At 71.8% G+C, this 17,009-nt stretch carries 15 protein-coding genes; 3 read left to right on the top strand and 12 right to left on the bottom strand.

Going from position 1 to position 17,009, the window contains the following annotated elements; genetic code table 11:
* Positions 1-10: 10 nt before the first annotated feature.
* The 3 genes from KUM44_RS10720 to KUM44_RS10710 form a co-directional block, all read right to left on the bottom strand.
* Complete coding sequence (locus KUM44_RS10720) at positions 11-799, bottom strand: SAM-dependent methyltransferase (protein ID WP_217207573.1); 789 nt, start codon at positions 797-799, stop codon at positions 11-13.
* 96 nt (positions 800-895) lie between these two features.
* Positions 896-1,150: a DUF397 domain-containing protein gene (locus KUM44_RS10715; protein ID WP_217207572.1), complete on the bottom strand. Its 255-nt coding sequence runs from the start codon at positions 1,148-1,150 to the stop codon at positions 896-898.
* On the bottom strand, positions 1,151-2,011 hold the full coding sequence (locus KUM44_RS10710) for a helix-turn-helix transcriptional regulator (RefSeq protein WP_217207570.1): 861 nt from the start codon (positions 2,009-2,011) through the stop codon (positions 1,151-1,153).
* A gap of 246 nt (positions 2,012-2,257) precedes the next feature.
* On the opposite strand from KUM44_RS10710, the gene KUM44_RS10705 reads away from it, so the two are divergent.
* Positions 2,258-2,896 carry an ATP-binding protein gene (locus KUM44_RS10705; protein WP_217207569.1) on the top strand — a complete coding sequence of 213 codons (639 nt, stop codon included), beginning with the start codon at positions 2,258-2,260 and terminating at the stop codon, positions 2,894-2,896.
* Positions 2,896-3,324, top strand: coding sequence for a hypothetical protein (locus KUM44_RS10700; RefSeq protein WP_217207662.1), 429 nt, complete (start codon positions 2,896-2,898; stop codon positions 3,322-3,324). Before KUM44_RS10705 ends, KUM44_RS10700 begins: the two co-directional genes overlap by 1 nt.
* A 575-nt stretch (positions 3,325-3,899) precedes the next feature.
* On the opposite strand, the gene KUM44_RS10695 is transcribed toward KUM44_RS10700, so the two are convergent.
* The 5 genes from KUM44_RS10695 to KUM44_RS10675 form a co-directional block, all read right to left on the bottom strand.
* The gene (locus KUM44_RS10695) at positions 3,900-4,085 is read right to left on the bottom strand and encodes a hypothetical protein (protein ID WP_217207568.1); all 186 of its coding nucleotides are present in this window, start codon (positions 4,083-4,085) and stop codon (positions 3,900-3,902) included.
* A 154-nt stretch (positions 4,086-4,239) separates the two neighbouring features.
* Complete coding sequence (locus KUM44_RS10690) at positions 4,240-4,929, bottom strand: DUF899 domain-containing protein (protein ID WP_217207567.1); 690 nt, start codon at positions 4,927-4,929, stop codon at positions 4,240-4,242.
* Between the two features lie 89 nt (positions 4,930-5,018).
* Positions 5,019-6,383, bottom strand: a complete 1,365-nt coding sequence (locus KUM44_RS10685) for an amidohydrolase (RefSeq protein WP_217207566.1) — start codon at positions 6,381-6,383, stop codon at positions 5,019-5,021.
* A 134-nt stretch (positions 6,384-6,517) separates the two neighbouring features.
* Positions 6,518-8,455, bottom strand: coding sequence for an FUSC family protein (locus KUM44_RS10680; RefSeq protein WP_217207565.1), 1,938 nt, complete (start codon positions 8,453-8,455; stop codon positions 6,518-6,520).
* A 175-nt stretch (positions 8,456-8,630) separates the two neighbouring features.
* Positions 8,631-8,909 (bottom strand): helix-turn-helix transcriptional regulator, encoded by a 279-nt coding sequence (locus tag KUM44_RS10675; RefSeq protein ID WP_308402569.1) that lies wholly within the window; start codon positions 8,907-8,909, stop codon positions 8,631-8,633.
* A gap of 233 nt (positions 8,910-9,142) precedes the next feature.
* Between KUM44_RS10675 and KUM44_RS10670 the strand changes: the two genes are divergently transcribed.
* Entirely contained in the window at positions 9,143-11,587 is a 2,445-nt protein-coding gene (locus KUM44_RS10670; RefSeq protein WP_217207564.1) for a SpoIIE family protein phosphatase, read from the top strand.
* Between the two features lie 368 nt (positions 11,588-11,955).
* Here the strand turns inward: KUM44_RS10670 and KUM44_RS10665 are convergent, their stop codons facing one another.
* The 4 genes from KUM44_RS10665 to KUM44_RS10650 all read right to left on the bottom strand — a co-directional run bounded on the left by KUM44_RS10665 (position 11,956) and on the right by KUM44_RS10650 (position 16,987).
* Entirely contained in the window at positions 11,956-12,852 is an 897-nt protein-coding gene (locus KUM44_RS10665) for a hypothetical protein (protein WP_217207563.1), read from the bottom strand.
* 164 nt (positions 12,853-13,016) lie between these two features.
* The gene (locus tag KUM44_RS10660; RefSeq protein WP_217207562.1) at positions 13,017-13,988 is read right to left on the bottom strand and encodes a serine/threonine-protein kinase; all 972 of its coding nucleotides are present in this window, start codon (positions 13,986-13,988) and stop codon (positions 13,017-13,019) included.
* A 110-nt stretch (positions 13,989-14,098) separates the two neighbouring features.
* Complete coding sequence (locus tag KUM44_RS10655) at positions 14,099-15,019, bottom strand: nucleotidyltransferase domain-containing protein (protein WP_254389346.1); 921 nt, start codon at positions 15,017-15,019, stop codon at positions 14,099-14,101.
* Between the two features lie 54 nt (positions 15,020-15,073).
* Positions 15,074-16,987, bottom strand: a complete 1,914-nt coding sequence (locus KUM44_RS10650) for a toll/interleukin-1 receptor domain-containing protein (RefSeq protein ID WP_217207561.1) — start codon at positions 16,985-16,987, stop codon at positions 15,074-15,076.
* Positions 16,988-17,009 lie beyond the last annotated feature (22 nt).

Raw genomic sequence — 17,009 nt, 5'->3', positions numbered from 1 at the left:
ATCGGCACGCCTAGGGCTTGCGCCCCACCGCCCCGTACCCGGGAATGACCCCGTCGTCCTGCCCGGGCACCGGCTCTCCCAGCTCGGGGTGCCAGTGGTGCGGCACCTCGACGCCGGGCTCGACTGGTTCGAGGCCGTCGAAGAAGCGGGTGAACTCCTCGCGGGAGCGCAGGGCCAGCGTGACGCCGGCCGCCTTCAGCCTCTCGGTCGCCGCCTTCGACTCCTCGGGAGTGAAGTCGGCGGTCGCGTGGGACACCACCAGGTAGCTGCCCGAGGGGAGTTCGGACAGCAGTCGGCGGACCAGTTCGTGCGCGCCGTCCTCGTCGGGGACGAAGTGCAGCAGCGCGACGAGGGAGAGGGCCACCGGACGGCTGAAGTCCAGGATCTTCCGGGCGCCCTCGAGGATGGCGCCCGTATCGCGCACATCGGCCTGCAGGTACTCGGTGGCACCGGCCTCCGTGCCGCGCAGCAGGGCGGCCGCGTGGGCCAGCACGATGGGGTCGTTGTCGCAGTAGACGACGCGGGCGTCGGGGACGACCGACTGGGCGATCTGATGCAGGTTCGGCTCGGTCGGGATTCCGGTGCCGATGTCCAGGAACTGGCGCACGCCGTTCTTGGCGAGCCAGCGGGTGGCGCGGTGCATGAACGCGCGGTTGACCCGCGCCATCACCGGCACGCGCGGGTCGAGGGCGAGCATCTGCTGCCCCATGGCCTCGTCGACGGGGTAGTTGTCCTTGCCGCCGAGATACCAGTCGTACATCCGGGCGGGATGCGGCCTGCTGGTGTCGATCGCAGTCATGAGGCACTCCGTAAGACGCAATGGATTATCAACTGAGCACCAGATCAAGGTAGTTACGGTTGCGGACAGGCAAGCAACTCAAGTGACTCAAGCGGCTCAGGAAAGAAGGAAGTCCGCCTCCCCCGCCTTGGCGCCCTCGATGAACGCCGTGATCTCGTCCGAGGTGTAGATCAGCGCCGGCCCGTCCGGGTCGGTCGACTGACGGACGGCGATCCGGCCGTCGGCGAGCTTCATCGCCTCCAGGCAGTTGCCTCCGTTGCCGCCGCTCCACGGCTTGTGCCAGCCTTCGCTGCCCAAGTCCCGCGCGGGCATGCCGTTGTAGACGTGTATGCGCGGCTTGATGCGATCCATTCACAGCTCCTTGCGGAGATCCCGGAGGATCCCCTTCGTGCGATGTGCCGTAGCGGCCTGCGCCGCCATGCGGTCCATGACCTCCAGATGGGTCGCCACCTCGGTGCGCGCGTCGAGGTAGACGGCGCCGGTCAGGTACTCGCTGTAGACCATGTCCGGCAGTTCTGACATGGCAAATCGGAACAGCACGAAGGGCCCGTACGTGCCGGGGTGCGGCCCGTTCGCGAACGGGGCCACCTGCAACGTCACGTTGGGCAGCTTCGTGGCCTCGAGCAGCCGGTCGATCTGGGCACGCATCACCTCCGGGCCGCCCACCTGGCGGCGCAGTACGGTCTCGTCCATCACGACCCACAGCCGGGGTGCGTCCTCCCGGGTGAGCAACTGCTGGCGTTGCATACGCAGGGCGACATGGCCCTCGATGTCGTCGGGGCTGGTCTGGCCGATGGCGCCCGATCTCAGCACTCCGCGCGCGTAGTCCTCGGTCTGGAGCAGGCCGGGCACGAAGTGGGGGTCGTACGACCTGATGAGGCTGGCGGCGCCCTCCAGGCTGACGTACATCGAGAACCAGCCGGGCAGGATGTCGTGGAACCGCTGCCACCAGCCGGGTTTGTTGGCCTCCTCGGCCAGCTGCACGAAGGCGTCGGCCTCCTCGTCGGAGATGCCGTAGGCCTTCAGGAGCAGCTGGAGGTACGGGATCTTCAGCCCGACCTCGGCCATTTCCATACGGCGGACCGTGGCGGGGGCGACGCGCAGGACGCGGGCGGCCTCCTCGCGCTTGAGCCCGGCGCGTTCACGCAGGTCGAGCAGGCGCCGACCGAGGACGACCTGGCCGACCGTAGGCGCGGACCGCGGCTCGCTCACGCTCCACCTCCACGAAAATGAAATCCCCGTCGACTGAACCTGGCGGGCCGGCCGCACCTTGACAGGCCGACGGCGCCATTCGAAGACCTATTCGAGAACCTCGGCAGTACCGGCCGATCCTCGGTGATCCCAACTGGCGCCGTTCGACATGCTGTTGCGAGCAGTGTGCCACGGCCTTCCAGAGAGTCACACCGCACTCTGCAATTTTCAGAGTGACACTTGCCAAGTGTTCACGGCGGGGCGATAGTGGCAAGCGTGATTCCGTCCCCGCCCTTAGGAACAGACGCCACCGCGGCCCCCCACGGCCTCGGTGCCACCCCGGCGGTCGGGCCCCAGCGGGGCGCCGCCGCCGAGCGCCGGTTCCGCTTCGAACTGGCCGCGCATCCGGGTTCGCCCGCGCAGGCCAGACGCCTGACCAGGGCGCGGCTCAACGGCTGGGCGGTGTGCGAGGACACCTGCGACACGGCGGCTCTGGTCGTGTCCGAGCTGGTCACCAACGCGATCGTGCACACCGCCAGCGAGCACATCGTGTGCGAGCTGCACGACGGCGCCCATCTGGTCCGAATAGCCGTACGCGACGAAGGGTGCGCGCCGGGTGAACCGCACCCGCTGGCCGCGCGCCCCGAGGACGAGCACGGCAGGGGACTGCTTCTCATCGACGCCCTGTGCCATGCGTGGGGGGCCCATGAGCAGGGGTCCGGTCTTGTGGTCTGGGCCGATCTGGCGCGTGCCGCCGGGTTTCCCGGCGCTTCCGGCGCCGGCACTGGGCCGTACAACGACCTCGGGTGGGGATCCCGGCCCAAGCCGGGGCCGTCCGGCGGTGCGGGCGACGAGGACGCGACACAGGCGCGGTACGGCAGGGGAACGGGGTCCGCATGGCTGTGATGGGCGTGTCCGGCGGCGGTCAGGTACTGAGCCTGGACACGCTGGTCCGCCTTCGCCGTGCTCTGCCCACCGTCTCGACAGCGCCTCGGCGGCTGCCCGTTCCGGACGGGATGACGGCGCCGCTGGGCTGTGACGCGGTGGCGGTGCCCGCGCGGTTCGGGCCGCTGATCATGCCTCGGCTGCCTCGGGTGGGGTGTGTGTACGCCGACGAGGCGCACTGGTGGTGGATCGTGCCGTCGGACTCCGATTACGCGCTGGAGTGGCCTGCGGCGGTGCGGTACTCGACGGGGGCGGTGGTGCTGGACATGCCTCGGTTGATTCATCGGTCGGAGGGGGCGGTGCCTTATACGCCGCCGATTCCGCTGTATCTGGCGTTGTGCCGGGTGATGGGGGTCACGCCCTCGTGGTCGCGGCAGATCTCGGCGTAGGGCTCCGCCGGTAGGGCGGCTTGCTTCGGGTGCCGCGCGTTGGGCGGTGCTGCCCCTTTCGTCCCGTACCAGGGGGCTGCCGCCCCTGACCCCCCGCTGCCGGCCCGAAGGGCCTCGTCCTCAAACGCCGGACGGACTGAAGAGAGTGACCTGCCGGCGCCACTCGCACCCTCCGCCTCGCACCCCCGTCCCGCCATAGTGGCCCTCCGTCGTGCGGGCGGCCGGGGGAGGGTGTCGGGTGGGGAAGACGCATGGTGCTGGTGAGGCTGCGTTTCCGAGTCGGAGCGGCTGCTGTTCTGGGGGACGCGTTTCTGGAGCTGAGCTTCCGGGCCATGGTGACGCGGCTGCCGTCCCTAGGGGCTGCTTGCCGTGAACAGTGTGCCGGGGCGGCTGATCGGGGCGGGTCGCTGGAGGAGCGGTTACGGGGTGCCGTTCCCGCGCTGGTCGCGATGGCCCACCGGCCGGCGCCCGTCCGCCACGCCGATCTGGTGCACGTCCTCGACCAGGGCCGGCTCGTGGAGTCCGGCACGCCCGACGAACTGCTGGCCACGGGCGGGCCGACCCGCACTGCCCGCTCAGGCGGCGGCGTCGACCGGGACGTCACCGCGCACGATCACCAAGAAGGCGTCCGTCGCGAGGTCCATGACGACCTCGGCGGGCAGGCCTTCCATCCGCCGCGCGTGTGCGAACTCCTCCGCCGGCCACGAACCCCGCGGCCCGCCCGCGGGAAAGCGTTCGAGCACCGTTCGCCCGTTCACCATCCTGCACCTCCGATCAGCGTCGTACTTGTAGGAGTTAACGCCTGCCGGAGGTGAATCGCCTCGCCCGGTGACGGGACTGAGACGTAGTTGACACTCGTTCACCGCTATACGTGAGCGCACGCTCACTCTCGATGATCCACCACTACGTTGCGTATCAGTCGTCGTACTCGTCGTGATACCGGATGCCCTCGCTGCCCGCAGGCGCCCCAAGAGCCGACGCACGCCCCTTGGGCTCCTCCCACTCCTCCTGCCGGCCCAGCGCGGTGAGGTCCAGGAAGCCGGTGGTCGAGCCCAGCCCGTCGAGACCGCGCTCATACGTCGAGTAAGTGTGGAAGACACGGTCCCGGTCGCGCAGGAAGCAGCTGACTCCGGGCCGTTCCAGCAGCTCGCCCTCGTGTTCCAGGGTCACCTCGAAGTCGTGGTTGAAGTCGCTGCCGTACGACGAGTACCAGGGCACCGTCCAGCCCATGCGCGCCTTGAACGGCAGGATCTTCGTGTACGGCGCCCTGGACACGGCGACGAGCGTCGTCCCGCGCGCCTTGAGGTGCGCCAGATGGCCGATCTGATCGAGGAATCCCGAGCAACTGCGGCACCCGGCGTCCCATTCGGGGGCGAACATGAAGTGGTAGACGACGAGTTGGAGCCGCTCCTCGAACAGGTCGAGCAGGGTGGCCTTGCCGTCGCCGCCCTCGAAGACGTACTCCTCCCCCACCTCGACCATCGGCAGTCTGCGCCGCTCGGCATTGAGCGCATCACGCGCACGCGTGACCGCCTTCTCCTTGACCAGCAGTTCCTCACGCGCCGCCCGCCACTGCTCACGCGACACGACCTCCGGAAGCGACATGGGCGCCCCTCCTCGCAACGGTCCGTTCTGGGTGGTGACCGGCGGCAGGGGCGGAACTCATCGCGGGGGCACGGAGTTTTTTCGGCGTTTCAGGTGTCGTATTCCTGGATCTTCCCTCCGTGACTGCGGTCCAGGAGTGCGGGCAGCCGCTCTCCCAGCTCCCTCACCACCGCGGGCACATCGATCGTCAGCAGCTCCCGGTCACGCATCAGGATCCGGCCGTCCACGATCGTCGTGCGGACGTCGGAGGAGCGGGCGCTGTGGACCAGGGTGGCGGCGAGGTCGTGGACCGGCTGGGTGTGGGGGCCGGTGAGGTCGATGAGGATGATGTCGGCGCGGCGGCCGGGGGCGAGGGTGCCGAGGGTGTCGCCGAGGCCGATCGCGCGGGCGCTCTGGAGCGTGGCGTGGTGCAGGGCTTGACGGGAGGTCAGCCAGCGGGGGTCACCGGTGGTCGACTTCTGGAGGAGGGCGGTGAGGGCCATCGACTCCCAGACGTCGAGGGAGTTGTTGGAGGCGGCGCCGTCCGTGGCGAGGCCGACGGGGATGCCGATGTCGTGCAGGGCGCGGACGGGTGTCGTGGTGGGCCAGGCGAACTTGAGGTAGCCGCGGGGCGCGGTGGCGACGGTTGTACGGCCGGAGGCGTCCCGCAGGGCCGGCAGGTCGCGGTCGAGGATGCCCGTGCCGTGCGCGATGAGGACGTCGACATCGAGGATCCCGGTGCGCCGGAGCACCTCGATGGGGGTGACTCCGTGGCGGGCGAGGCTGGTCTCGGCCTGGTCGCGGTTCTCGGCGGCGTGGAGGTGGACGGGGAGGCCGTGCTCGGCGGCGAGTTCGGCGGTGGCGGCCAGGTCCGCGTCGTCGACCGTGTAGGGGGCGTGCGGGGCGAGGGTCGTGGTGATACGGCCGTCGGCGCCGCCGCGATGCCGTAGCGCGAACTCCAGTGACTTCTCCCGGCCTTGCGGCCCCTGGGAGGAGAAGTAGGCCTCCCCCAGGTGGGCCCGGATCCCGCATTCCCCGACCACGGCGGCCACGGCGTCCATCGAGAAGTAGTGGTCGGCGAAGCAGGTGACGCCGCCCCGGATCATCTCGGCGCAGGCGAGCCACGCGCCCAACTCCACGTCCTTCTCGGTGAGGTTGGACTCGACGGGCCAGACGACATCGTTGAACCACTCCTCGGTGGGCAGGTCCTCGGCGACCCCGCGCAGGGCCACCATCGGGGCGTGGGTGTGGCAGTTGACGAGGCCGGGGAGGGCGACCTGGCCCGACGCGTCGAGGAGCTCGACGGCGGGCCGCCCGCGTACGGCGTCAGCCGTGGTCACGGCCTCGACGACACCGCCGCGTACGACGATCGCGGCGTCCTCCTCGAACCCGATCCGCTCTTGATCGTCGTGCAGGAGGACGGTGCAGCCGGTGATGACGAGGTCGGCGGGAGCTTCTGCGGGAGAAGGCGTCATCACGCCAACGTACGACGCGGTCGTCGGGCCGCGTGAGGTGAACCGCGCATCCGGTCACGGGGCAGGCGGGGTCGGTTCACGCGCCGGTCCGGGTGCGGGTCGGGGACTGAGGGCTGACGGCCACCACGGCGACCTCAGCCCGCGACCGGCACGTCGGGCCCGCCCGGCCCCACCCGTCCCCGCTCCCGCGCGAGCTCTGCCAGCAGCTCGGTGAGCTGAGCGCTGTGCCACGGCGTCAGCCGACCCGAGTCGTCGAGGTGAACGGCGCACGCGGTGGTGGCGTCGACGAGCCGCTCGAGCGTGGCGACGACGTCATCGGCTCCCTCCGTGTGCCGGGCGAGCGCGGGCAGTTCCGCTGCGGCGAGAGCGATGGCGGTGCGAGCCTCGGCCAGCGCCCGGTAGGCCTCGCGACGGAGCCTCCAGCGCAGGGCACGCGCGTCGGACCGGGCGGGGTCATGACCGACGCCCGGCCCGCGCACATCCCGTACGCCGCCACCGCGGTCACCGTCCGCCTCGCGCAGAACATGGGCAAGGTAGGCGTGCGTGGCCCGGTGGGCCTCGGCGAGGCGGGCCCGGACGCCTCCGCCTCGTTGGCCCGGCATCGGGAGGTGGCCCGCGATCAGCACGATCGCGCAGGCCAGCAGGGTCTCGCCGATGCGGCTCGCGGAGGCCTGCGGTTCGCCGCCGACCATGACCAGGGCGAGTACGAGCACGGTCACGACGGCCGTCTGGGCGGCGAAGTGCCGGGTGGCGACGGGGATGAGGGCGCCGCTTAGGGCGACGAGCGCGATGAGTCCTTCGGGGTGGGGCAGTACGGCCGCGAATCCGGCGAAGAGGAGGGCTCCCAGCACGGTGCCGGCGGCCCGGCAGAGCACCCGGGAGACCAGCGGGCCGAGGTCGGGCTTGACGAGGAAGACGGCGGTGGCGGGGAGCCAGTACCAGTGTTCGTGCCGGCCGTACCACTGGGCGTGGTGCAGGGCCTGGGCGACGGCGGCGGCGGCGCCGAAGCTGAGGGCGACCCGCAGGCCGTACTCCCGCCCGCCGGCCCCGAAGACGGCCCGGACCCGGTCCTTGGCCGTACGACGACGCCGGGTGTGCAGGTCGCTGTTCCCGCGGCCCCGGTCGAACGCCTCGGCGGCGTGCAGCAGGGCGTCGTCGAGTGCGCGCAGGGCGGGTGCGGAGCGGGAGGGCGCGGGGAGGGGGCCGGTGTGCGTGTTGCCGCGTACGGCCGCGGCGAGCCTGCGCGGCCCTTCGGAGGCCCGTTCGGCGATGCCCGCCCCGGCCCAGGCCAGCGCGGTGGCGGCCTCGGCGAGGGGCAGGGCGGCGGCGTACTGCGCGTGCAGCCGTCGCTCGGTGGACGAGGAGGCGTATCGCCGGAGCCGGGGTCCCGTGAGGGCGTCCTGAGCGTGGTCGAGGGCGGCGGTGAGGGCGACACGGCGGGCGACGGCGTCCCGGGTGCCGACGGCGTCGAGGAGGTCCGCGACGGCGTCGTACACCTCGGCGACGGCGTCGCGCTCTCCGTCGAACCGGAAGTCCCCGCCGAGGGAGCCGGGGGTGGGCAGGGCCAGCCGGAGCCCGAGCAGCCACGCGGCACCGGCGAGATAGACGAGGGCCCGCTGCCACCCGCTCTCCGGCAAGGGCATCCCGGCCCCGATGGCGGAGGCGACGAGGAGTTGCGTACCGGCGGCGGAGGCGACGGACCCGACGGCGCTGATGCCGCCCGCGAGGAGGCCGAGGCCGGTGAGGAGGAGGGTGAGCGGGACGGCACCGAGGTGTTCACCGGCGTACGTACCGACCAACAGTCCGGCGGCTCCGGCCAGCGCGGGCATCCCGAGCCGCTTGACGGAGGCGCGGCGGCTGCCGGGACGGTCGTTGATGCCGGCGAGCATGGCGGCGATGGCGGCCACCACGCCGAGGGAGGTGCGGTCGGCGAGGACCGCGACGAGGAGGAGGGGGCCGGCGGCCAGGGCTCCTCGCAGGACCGCGTTCCAGGGCACGGGTCCGCGCTGGGCGCGCAGCGCGTGGGCGAGCCAGGGCGGGAGGACGAAGGCCGGGGGTGCGGGGCGGGACACGAGGCTCCTGTCGGGGCGAGGGCGGGGTCTGCCTTCGGGCGACGGTGGCCGGGCGGCGGGCTGTGCTGCCCACCGTAGATCCAAGTCCTGGAGGGGATGGGACGGTCGTATTTCGAGGATGTGACGATGCCTGGAAGGGCCACGTTCTTTATGAACGCAAGGGTGCCGGGCTGCCCTACAGACCGAGGGCGATGGCGAGTCGGGTGAGTTCGGCGGTGGTGCTGACGTCGAACTTTGCCCGGATACGGCGCAGATAGGTGTCGACGGTGTGCTGGGAGAGACCCATGTGGCGAGCTGCCTGGCAGTAGGTGCGGCCTGCGGCGATGTGGCGCAGGGTCTCCAGCTCGCGCGGGGTGAGCGACGGGGTCGTGGTGAGGGCTGCGGTGGGGGCTGCGGTGGGGGTGGGATGCATGGGGGTGTTCTCCGGCTGGTCGGCGCGGTCGTTTCTGCTCACACCCTTGGAAGCAGAGGGCAACGACTGAAGACGGAATGCCTGAATACGTCGATTTGCCCCTTGTAAAGAGAATGTTTGGGTGAGGTCATCACCGCGTCCGCCCGCTGTCACAGCCGTGTCACAGGCGGAGTCCCGAACCGATGCCGCCTCCGGTTGTGGTTGGTGTGCGCCGGGATCATGCTGGTCAGGGGGCGGTGCCGGCACGTGAGCGGTGAACGGCGAGAGGAGCGGTGATGGCGCGTCCTTCCTCCCGTTCCGGCGAGTGGGCGCGGGCGAGCGTCGCGCCGCAGGAGCCGTGCACGGCCACGGTGGACGAGCGGGGCATCGTGACGGGGTGGAGCGAGGGCGCCGGGCGCCTCCTGGGCTACGGACCGGCCGAGGTCGTGGGGCGCCCGGCGGCCCGGCTGGTGGCCGATGACGTCGAGGAACGGGTACGGCGGGTCGCGGCCGGGCGTCGCGGCTGGAGCGGCTCGGCGGTGCTACGGCATCGGGACGGGCGGCAACTGCCGCGGCGGCTGCTGGCGCACCGGAGGGCTTCCGGCGGGGCGGCTGCCGAGTGGCTGGTGGTGGCGGGAGCGGCCGGGGGGCCGTCGTCGTCGCCGGGTGAGGATCTGCCGCAGGACGGGATGCTCGGAGAGTGGGTGTTGCGCCAACTGCCGTGCAGCGTGGGGGTGTTCGACCGGGAGCTACGGCTGGTGGCGGCCAACGCCGACCTGGAGGGTGCGCTGTCGCTGAGCGCGGAGGAGATGCACGGGTGGCGGCTGGCGGAGCTGGCGCCGCATCCGTTGAGCGACCGGGCCGAGGCGGCGATGCGGCTGGTGCTCGAAGGGGGCGGGGTGCAGCATGTCGCGGATGTGATGGGTCCGGGGGGTGTGGGCGCGCAGGGCGGCTGGCCGGCGTCACTGGCTCCGCTGAAGGACGCGGAGGGTCAGGTGCGTGCGGTGTGCCTGGTGGCGTACCACACGGCGGGCGGGGATCCGGCCCGGCAGCGGATGCTGCTTCAGGCCCTGCCCCGGATCGGCACCACCGAGGACGCCGAGCGCACGGCGCAGGAGCTGGCCGAGGTGGCCGTCCCCGCCGTCGCGGACTACGTCGCCGTCGAGGTGCTGGACGCCTTCCGGCGCAGCGGCGAGGCGGACCCCGCGCTGTCGGCCGAGTCCGCGGGGCGGGCCGTCCTGAGCCGTGTCGCGGTCCGGTCCGTCCTCGGCGACGGCGGCGCCCGCGTCACGCCGGGAGAGTCGGTGCGCTACCCGGCGCTCTCACCGGTGAGCCGGTGCCTGGTCGAGGGGCAGGCGGCCGTGTACGGGGTGGGCGAACCGGCCATCGCGCGCTGGGCCGACGAGGACCCGCAGGCCGCCTGGATCGCCCGGGCTCGGGTGCACTCGGTGATGGTCGTGCCGCTGCGCGCCCAGGGCGGCGGCATGCTCGGTGCGGTGCTGCTGGGCCGTCACCGGCGCCGAGAGCCGTTCGACGCGAACGACGTGTGGCTGGCCGAGCAGCTCGCGAGCGCGGCGGCCGAGGGCATCCGCCGGGCCCGGCAGCGCGGCCGGGAACGCACCACCACCATGACCCTCCAGCGCAGCCTGCTCCCGCAGACACTGCCCGATCAGCACGCCCTGGACGTCGCCAGCCGTTACCTGCCGGCCGGTGGCCGGGCCGGGGTGGGCGGCGACTGGTTCGACGTGATCCCGCTGTCCGGCGCCCGGGTGGCCCTGGTCGTGGGCGACGTGGTCGGTCACGGCGTCCGGGCGGCGGCGACCATGGGCAGGGTACGTACCGCGGTGCGCACCCTGGCCGACGTCGATCTGCCGCCCGACGAGCTGCTGACCCACCTCGACGATCTCGTGGTGCACCTGTCCGCCGAGGAGGCCGGGCCGCAGGAGGCCGCGGAGGGCGCCGCGGGGATCGGCACCACCTGTCTGTACGCGGTCTACGACCCCATCTCCCGCCGCCTGGCCCTGGCCCGGGCCGGCCACCCCCCGCCCGCCGTGGTCGCGCCCGACGGCGCGGTGCGTTTCCTCGACGTCCCGCCCGGCCCGCCCCTGGGCCTCGGGGGCCTGCCGTTCGAGACCGTGGAGACCGAACTGGCCGAGGGCAGCCTGATCGCGCTGTACACGGATGGCCTGCTCGAGGCACGCGACCACGACATCGACGAGGCCCTGGACAAGATGTTCGCCACCCTCGCCCGTCCCGCACCGACGCCGGACACGGTCTGCGACCGGCTTCTCGCCGCCATGCTGACCCATCCGCCGGACGACGACATCGCCCTGCTCGCCGCCCGCACCCGCTGCCTCGGCGCCGACCGGGTCGCCACCTGGGAGCTGGACTTCGAACCCACGGTCGTCGCCCGGGCCCGCCGACTGGCCGCCGACCAGCTGGCCGCCTGGCAGCTGGAGGAGGCCGGGTTCGTCACCGAACTCGTCGTGAGCGAGCTGGTCACCAACGCCCTGCGCTACGGCCGCCGGCCCGTCCGGCTGCGCCTGATCCACGAGGGCCGCACCCTGATCAGCGAGGTCTTCGACTCCAGCAGCACGGCCCCGCACCTGCGCCGCGCCAGGATCTTCGACGAGGGAGGGCGGGGCCTGCTGCTGGTCGGCCAGCTCGCCCAGCGCTGGGGGACTCGGCACGAGGCCACCGGCAAGACGGTATGGGCCGAACAGTTCCTCAGCCCGGTCTGACCGGGGTCTGACCGGAGGAGCCCGGAGGAGCCCGAGGATGATGACGAGGTCCGGTGCCCGGCAGCCGGCGTACGGGGTGCCCCGCAACGGGTCGGCGGGGTCGGGCCGCCGCTTGAGGGTGCGTGCTCGCGGCATCGGCATCGGCATCGGCCGCGCTGGGGGCGATCGAACGAGGGTGGGCTGTCTGGGCGAGGCATCGCTGCCAGAGCTGTGTGGACATGAGCGCCGGTTCCTTTCGGGAAAACGGGAGGGCGGGTGAGCGGGAGAACGGGAGCACGGGAGCACGGGAGCACGGGAAAGGGTGACGGGGTGAAGGTCTCTGCGCCTTCACCCCGTCGGAGTGGGTGTCGTGTTCCGCGGTCCGCGACTTACGCGGCCGGGGCGGGCTCGTCGACCAGGACTTCCGGCTGGGGCTGCGCGTCGGGCTGGGGCTGCACGTCGGTGGCGTCGCCTTCCCCGTTCTCGGTGCCCTGCTCGGCGATGCCGTCGTCGGTCTCGGTGCCGGTCCCGTCCTCGGTGCCCTGATCAGCGGTGCCGTCGTCGGGCTGCGTGCCGTCCTCGGTCCCGCTCCCGGTCCCGTTCTCGTCGTCCTGGTCGGCCGTGTCGTCCCCGGTCTCAGTGCCGTCCTCGGTCCCGGTCTCGGTGTCGGTCTCGGTCCCGTCCTCGGTGTCGGTCCCTTCCTCGTGCTCGCCGTTCTCCTCGTGCTCGTGCTCGTCCTTCGCTTCGTCCTCGCCCTTCCAGTGGTCCTCGTCCTCCCAGAAGTGCTCGTCGATCTCGACCTTCCAGTCGTTGGAGTGCTTGTCGAAGTAGTAGTAGTCCTTATGGCTGTCCCAGAAGTAGCGCTTGACATGCTTGATCACCACGAAGTAGCACTCGTACTTCTCCGACCAGTAGAACTTCTGGCCACCCGCCCAGCAGTGGTACTGCTTCTCCCACTTGTGGTGGCCCTTGTCCTTGCGGTCCTTGTCCTTGTCCTCCTTGAAACGCTCCTTGTGGTCGTCGCTCCAGCAGTAGCTCTTCTTGCCCTGGTGCTTGTCCTTGCGCTTGTCCTTGTCCTTGTCCTTGTCCCCGCCCTCGTCGTTGTCCTTGCCCTTGGCCTGGGGTGCCACGGCCGCCGCCGACTCGGAGGACATCGGGGCGGCCGTTGCGGCGGTGGCCGGCAGGAGGACGCCTCCGGTGACGACCGCGGCCGACACCGCCGCCATGGTCAGGCCCAGACGGCGCTGGGAACGGACGTTCTCGCGAGTACGGGTGGAAGAGTTCATGGTTCCTTCTGGAGTGAATGGCCCTTGGCGGTGCCCCGGTGCCTCGTTCGTTCCGGCGTTTCCGGTGAGGCGCACTTCCAGTAGGCCCGTTTCATCCCGCTTGGTCACGTTCCGAGGGCTCGGGACTTGACGGACGTGAAGCGGCGGTGTAGATGCGGAGCCGGTCAGCGACCGGGCCGGCGATCAAAGACGGGCCGGGCCCACAGCGGCGGATGCGGGAGGGGCCCCACAGCCCGGTCCACCTGGGTCGGCGGATGCGGAGCTTCCTCCGACTCCGGCTCCCCCGCGGCACCCTGCACCGTGCCGCGCAGCGCCGCCACGAAGTCCAGGCACGAGTCGTAACGATCCTCGGGGACCTTGGCCAGGGCCCGGGCCACGACCTCGTCCATCTCCGGCGGGGTCCCCGGCCGCCTCTCGCTCAGGGCGGGCGGCTGGTCGTACTGGTGGGCCCAGAGCAGTTCCATGCTGTCGTCGCGCTGGAAGGGTGGCCCACCCGCGAGGGTCTCGTAGACGACGCAGGCGAGGCTGTACAGATCGCACCTGCCATCCACCGGACGGCCGGCGATCTGCTCCGGGGCCACATAGTCGAGCGTGCCGACGAACTCGCCCACGGACGTGAGCCCGGTCAACGACAGCGACTTCTTCGTCAGCCCGAAATCCGTGAGATAGACATGCTCGGGGTGGTCACTGTCCGTGCCCCGGGCCACCAGCACATTGCCCGGTTTCACATCCCGGTGCACCAGGTCGTGTTCATGGGCGGCGTCCAGGGCGGACGCCACCTGCGCGGCGATACGTACCGCCGTAGCGACCGGCAGGGGTCCGTCCCGGTCGAGCAGGGCCCGCAGATCCAGCCCCGGGACGTACCTCATGGCGATGTACAGGACGCCGTCCGTCTCGCCGGCCTCGAAGATCGGCACGATATGGGGGTGGTCGAGCGCCGCGGCCGCCCGTTGCTCGTGCGCGAAGCGGCGGCGGAAGGTGTCATTGCGGACCATGTCCGGGGTCAGCAGCTTCAGCGCCACCGTACGTTCCAGACGCAGATCCCTCGCCCGGTACACCACGGCCATGCCCCCATGACCGATCTCGCACTCCACCTGGTAGCCCGCGATCTGCTCCCCGACCAGTCCCGCACCCATCGCGTGCCCCCATCCGCACCTCACGGGCCACCGAGCGGCCGGCTCCCCCAGCAACGCATCACCCCAGGCAACGCATCACCTCACCGGCAAACGCCCCATACATGAACAAATTATCCAGCTGATCCGCTCGCCGGGCCACACCCCTCCAGAGACGACGCGGCCTGCTCCATGACGTGCTCGAAGAGCCGCTCCGCTTCGGCGACCGCCGAGCTCAGCCCCTCGCGGCGCGTGCCCAGCGCCCCGATGACGCCTTCGACACCCCGCAGTCCCGCCCGCTCCAGCAGCCGCTTCTCATTCGTCACCCATTCCCCGCGTGCCGCCAGCACGGCGTGCCCGGTCTGCGCCGCAGCCGTGGCGAGGGCACCCGCGACCTCGGTGAGGCGGCCTGCCGGAGCATGGTTGGCAAGCGCGTACGCGAGGGTGGCCCGGGCAGTGCCGTACCAGCGCTCGCTCGCGGCACGACGCAGCCGCTCGGGGTAGGCGGGCGGCCTCGGCAGCTCACCCCGCAGCACCCGGTTGACCGCCAACTCGGCCACCACCAAGTAGCTGGGAATCCCGGCGAGATGGAACAGCAACGGCTCCACCCGGAACCGCCCCTCCTTCGCCTCCGCCAACTCCCGCTCCACCACGTCGAGATCGCGGTAGTGCACGTCCACGCGCCGCCCCTCGATCGTCAGCCACGCTCCCCCGTTGAAGACACCCCCGCCCCAACCGCCGACCTCCGACACCTCGCCCTCCCAACCGAGGGCCCGGAGATCCTCCGGGTCGAAGGGACCGCGGTAGTACACAGCGAGGTCCCAGTCACTGTCGGGCCCGTGGGTGCCCTGCGCCCGGGATCCACCGAGGGCGACGGCCTGAACGGTGGGGAGGGCGGCGAGGCGGTCGGCGGTGGTGTCGAGGAAGACGGGGTCGGAGGAGGCTGGACCGGAGGAGGCCGGGTCGAGGGAGGCTGGGTCGGCAGAAGCGGGACCAGGCGAAGCGGGGTCGGGCGAAGCGGGGTCGGGCGAAGCGGGGTGGGGATGGGTCGGCATGGGCGCAGCGTAGGGAGTCGTGCGCCATGACTCCACGCAATTACGTCCCGTGCCTCATCCCGTCGCCGCCACCCCGAAGTCCGCCCCCGAGATGTCCCCCAGCCCCGCCACGATCCGCGTCAACGGCTCCCGCAACGCGGAGAGTTCGGCGCGCATCGCCTCGGCCTGCGGCCACGCCGCCTCGTGGTCGAGGGGGGCAACGTCCGCCGGGCATCGGGACTCATACGCCGAGAGGAGTGGATGCCAGGTGCCGGTGAAGGGGCGGATCGTCTCGTTGATCAGGACGTAGGCGAGGTGCTGGACCGTCGGCGCGCCGCTCGCCGAGCCGCGTTCCAGGTTCACGCTGTACGTGTGCAGCGTCGCCCGAGTGAAGTCGATCAGTGACTTCAAGGACGTCAACGCCTCGCGCAGGCTCCCGGTTCCCGGCGCGAGTTCCTGCACGCCGATCCGGGTGACCAGCTCGACCTGGATGTCGTAGGCGGCCATGCGTTCCGACTCGCTGGGCGCTGCCATGGGTGCCTCCCTCCGGCTGCCGGGGAAGGCCAGCGTAACCGGGTCGCGGCTGCCGCACAGGGTGCGCAGGGCGGCGTGCCGGAGGGCCTCGGTGCGGGCGGGGGACGGGTCGTGGTGGTGCCAGGCGTGTTCGGTGACCGGGTGGAGGGACCAGCGGTCCCCGGCCACCGGGGTCAGGAGGCTGCGGGCGCGCAGCTCCCGCACTCCGTTCGCCGCGCGTCGGCGGGCGACGACCCGGGGGACGCCGTCGGCGACGGCCAGTACGTGTGCCGTGTCGTCGGCGGTCAGCGGCAGCGGGTGCAGGGCAGCGGCGCAGCGCAGGACGTCGGCGGCCTCCGCCGTGTCCACCTCCTGGACGACGGGGCCGGTGACGTCGTCCTCGGCGAGGGTGTCCAGCAGGGACCTGCCCCGCGCGTGCAGCCGGTCGTAGAGCGTGCCGGCGTCGTGGCCGGCGCGGACGGCTCGGCCGAGCAGGCCCAGGGCGAGCGGGTGGCCGTCGACCGCGTCCGCCAGGGCCTCGTCGCCACCGACGAGCACACGCGCGTGGGGCACGTCGAGCGGTCCCAGGTCGACGGGGGTGCCGAGGACGTCGTAGGCCCGGCCGCGCAGGGTGAACAGGGTGTGGCCGAGGGGGTGGGGTGCGGCCATGGCGGCGATCTCGCGCGCGTGGAGGCGGTGGGCGGGGACCCCGTCGACGATCCAGAGGAACGGTTCGCCGATCGCGTCGAAGTGGCGGAACAGGTCGTCCGTGCCGAGGGCGCGCACGGAGTCGTCGTACGTCTCCCCGTTCAGCCAGCACACGCCGCCGGGGTAGGCCGCCGCGAAGCGCAGGGCGTACTCCTGGGCGAGCAGCGTCTTGCCGATCCCCGCCATACCGCGGATCTGTACGGCGTGCGCGGCGGCACGGCCGGTGACGAGCGGTGCGGCGTGGGCATGCAGGGCGGAGTGGACCTGCCAGAGTTCGGAGAGCCGGCCGAGGAAGTCGGGGCGCGGCTCGGGGGTGCCGAGCCGCCAGCGCCGTCCGCCGGGTTCGCTGATCGTCATGGGGGCGTCGAGGCGCGCGACGTGCGCGCGTACGTCGGCCACGAGGACGTCGAAGTCATCGGCCGAGGCGTGCCGGGCGTCGCGCAGTTCGACGGGGTGGATGTGCCGCGTCGCCGGCTCCGGGTTGACCACCAGGACCCGGCGCCGCGGGTCGCCCTCCTCAAGTCCCGCCAGATACGCGGTGGTCAGCTCCCACTGACAGGCCTCCCGCTCGGGGTAGCCCGCGGAGTAGAACGCCAGCAGCGCCTTGGAACGGCCCAGTTCGCGGCGGATGGTGGCGCTGATACCGGCGAAGGACTCGACGCCGGTCTCGTCCGTGAACACCTCAAGGCCGCCGTCGCGCAGCGCCCGCGCGAGCGGACGGACCCGCTCCACATCACCGCGGCTGTAGCTGAGGAAGACGTCCCACACGGCGACTTACCTTACTGTGGGT

Origin of the sequence: Streptomyces sp. AC550_RSS872 (assembly GCF_019049285.1) — a bacterium.
Taxonomy (GTDB): Bacteria; Actinomycetota; Actinomycetes; order Streptomycetales; family Streptomycetaceae; genus Streptomyces.
This window is presented reverse-complemented; position numbering and strand designations above follow the sequence as displayed.

Bases quoted from the DNA above. Each gene is read 5' to 3' on its own strand.
- KUM44_RS10715 (WP_217207572.1), bottom strand. From the start codon at position 1,150: ATGGATCGCATCAAGCCGCGCATACACGTCTACAACGGCATGCCCGCG.
- KUM44_RS10670 (WP_217207564.1), top strand. From the start codon at position 9,143: ATGGCGCGTCCTTCCTCCCGTTCCGGCGAGTGGGCGCGGGCGAGCGTC.
- KUM44_RS10655 (WP_254389346.1), bottom strand. From the start codon at position 15,019: ATGCCGACCCATCCCCACCCCGCTTCGCCCGACCCCGCTTCGCCCGAC.
- KUM44_RS10685 (WP_217207566.1), bottom strand. From the start codon at position 6,383: ATGACGCCTTCTCCCGCAGAAGCTCCCGCCGACCTCGTCATCACCGGC.
- KUM44_RS10720 (WP_217207573.1), bottom strand. From the start codon at position 799: ATGACTGCGATCGACACCAGCAGGCCGCATCCCGCCCGGATGTACGAC.
- KUM44_RS10690 (WP_217207567.1), bottom strand. From the start codon at position 4,929: ATGTCGCTTCCGGAGGTCGTGTCGCGTGAGCAGTGGCGGGCGGCGCGT.
- KUM44_RS10665 (WP_217207563.1), bottom strand. From the start codon at position 12,852: ATGAACTCTTCCACCCGTACTCGCGAGAACGTCCGTTCCCAGCGCCGT.
- KUM44_RS10700 (WP_217207662.1), top strand. From the start codon at position 2,896: ATGGGCGTGTCCGGCGGCGGTCAGGTACTGAGCCTGGACACGCTGGTC.
- KUM44_RS10660 (WP_217207562.1), bottom strand. From the start codon at position 13,988: ATGGGTGCGGGACTGGTCGGGGAGCAGATCGCGGGCTACCAGGTGGAG.
- KUM44_RS10695 (WP_217207568.1), bottom strand. From the start codon at position 4,085: ATGGTGAACGGGCGAACGGTGCTCGAACGCTTTCCCGCGGGCGGGCCG.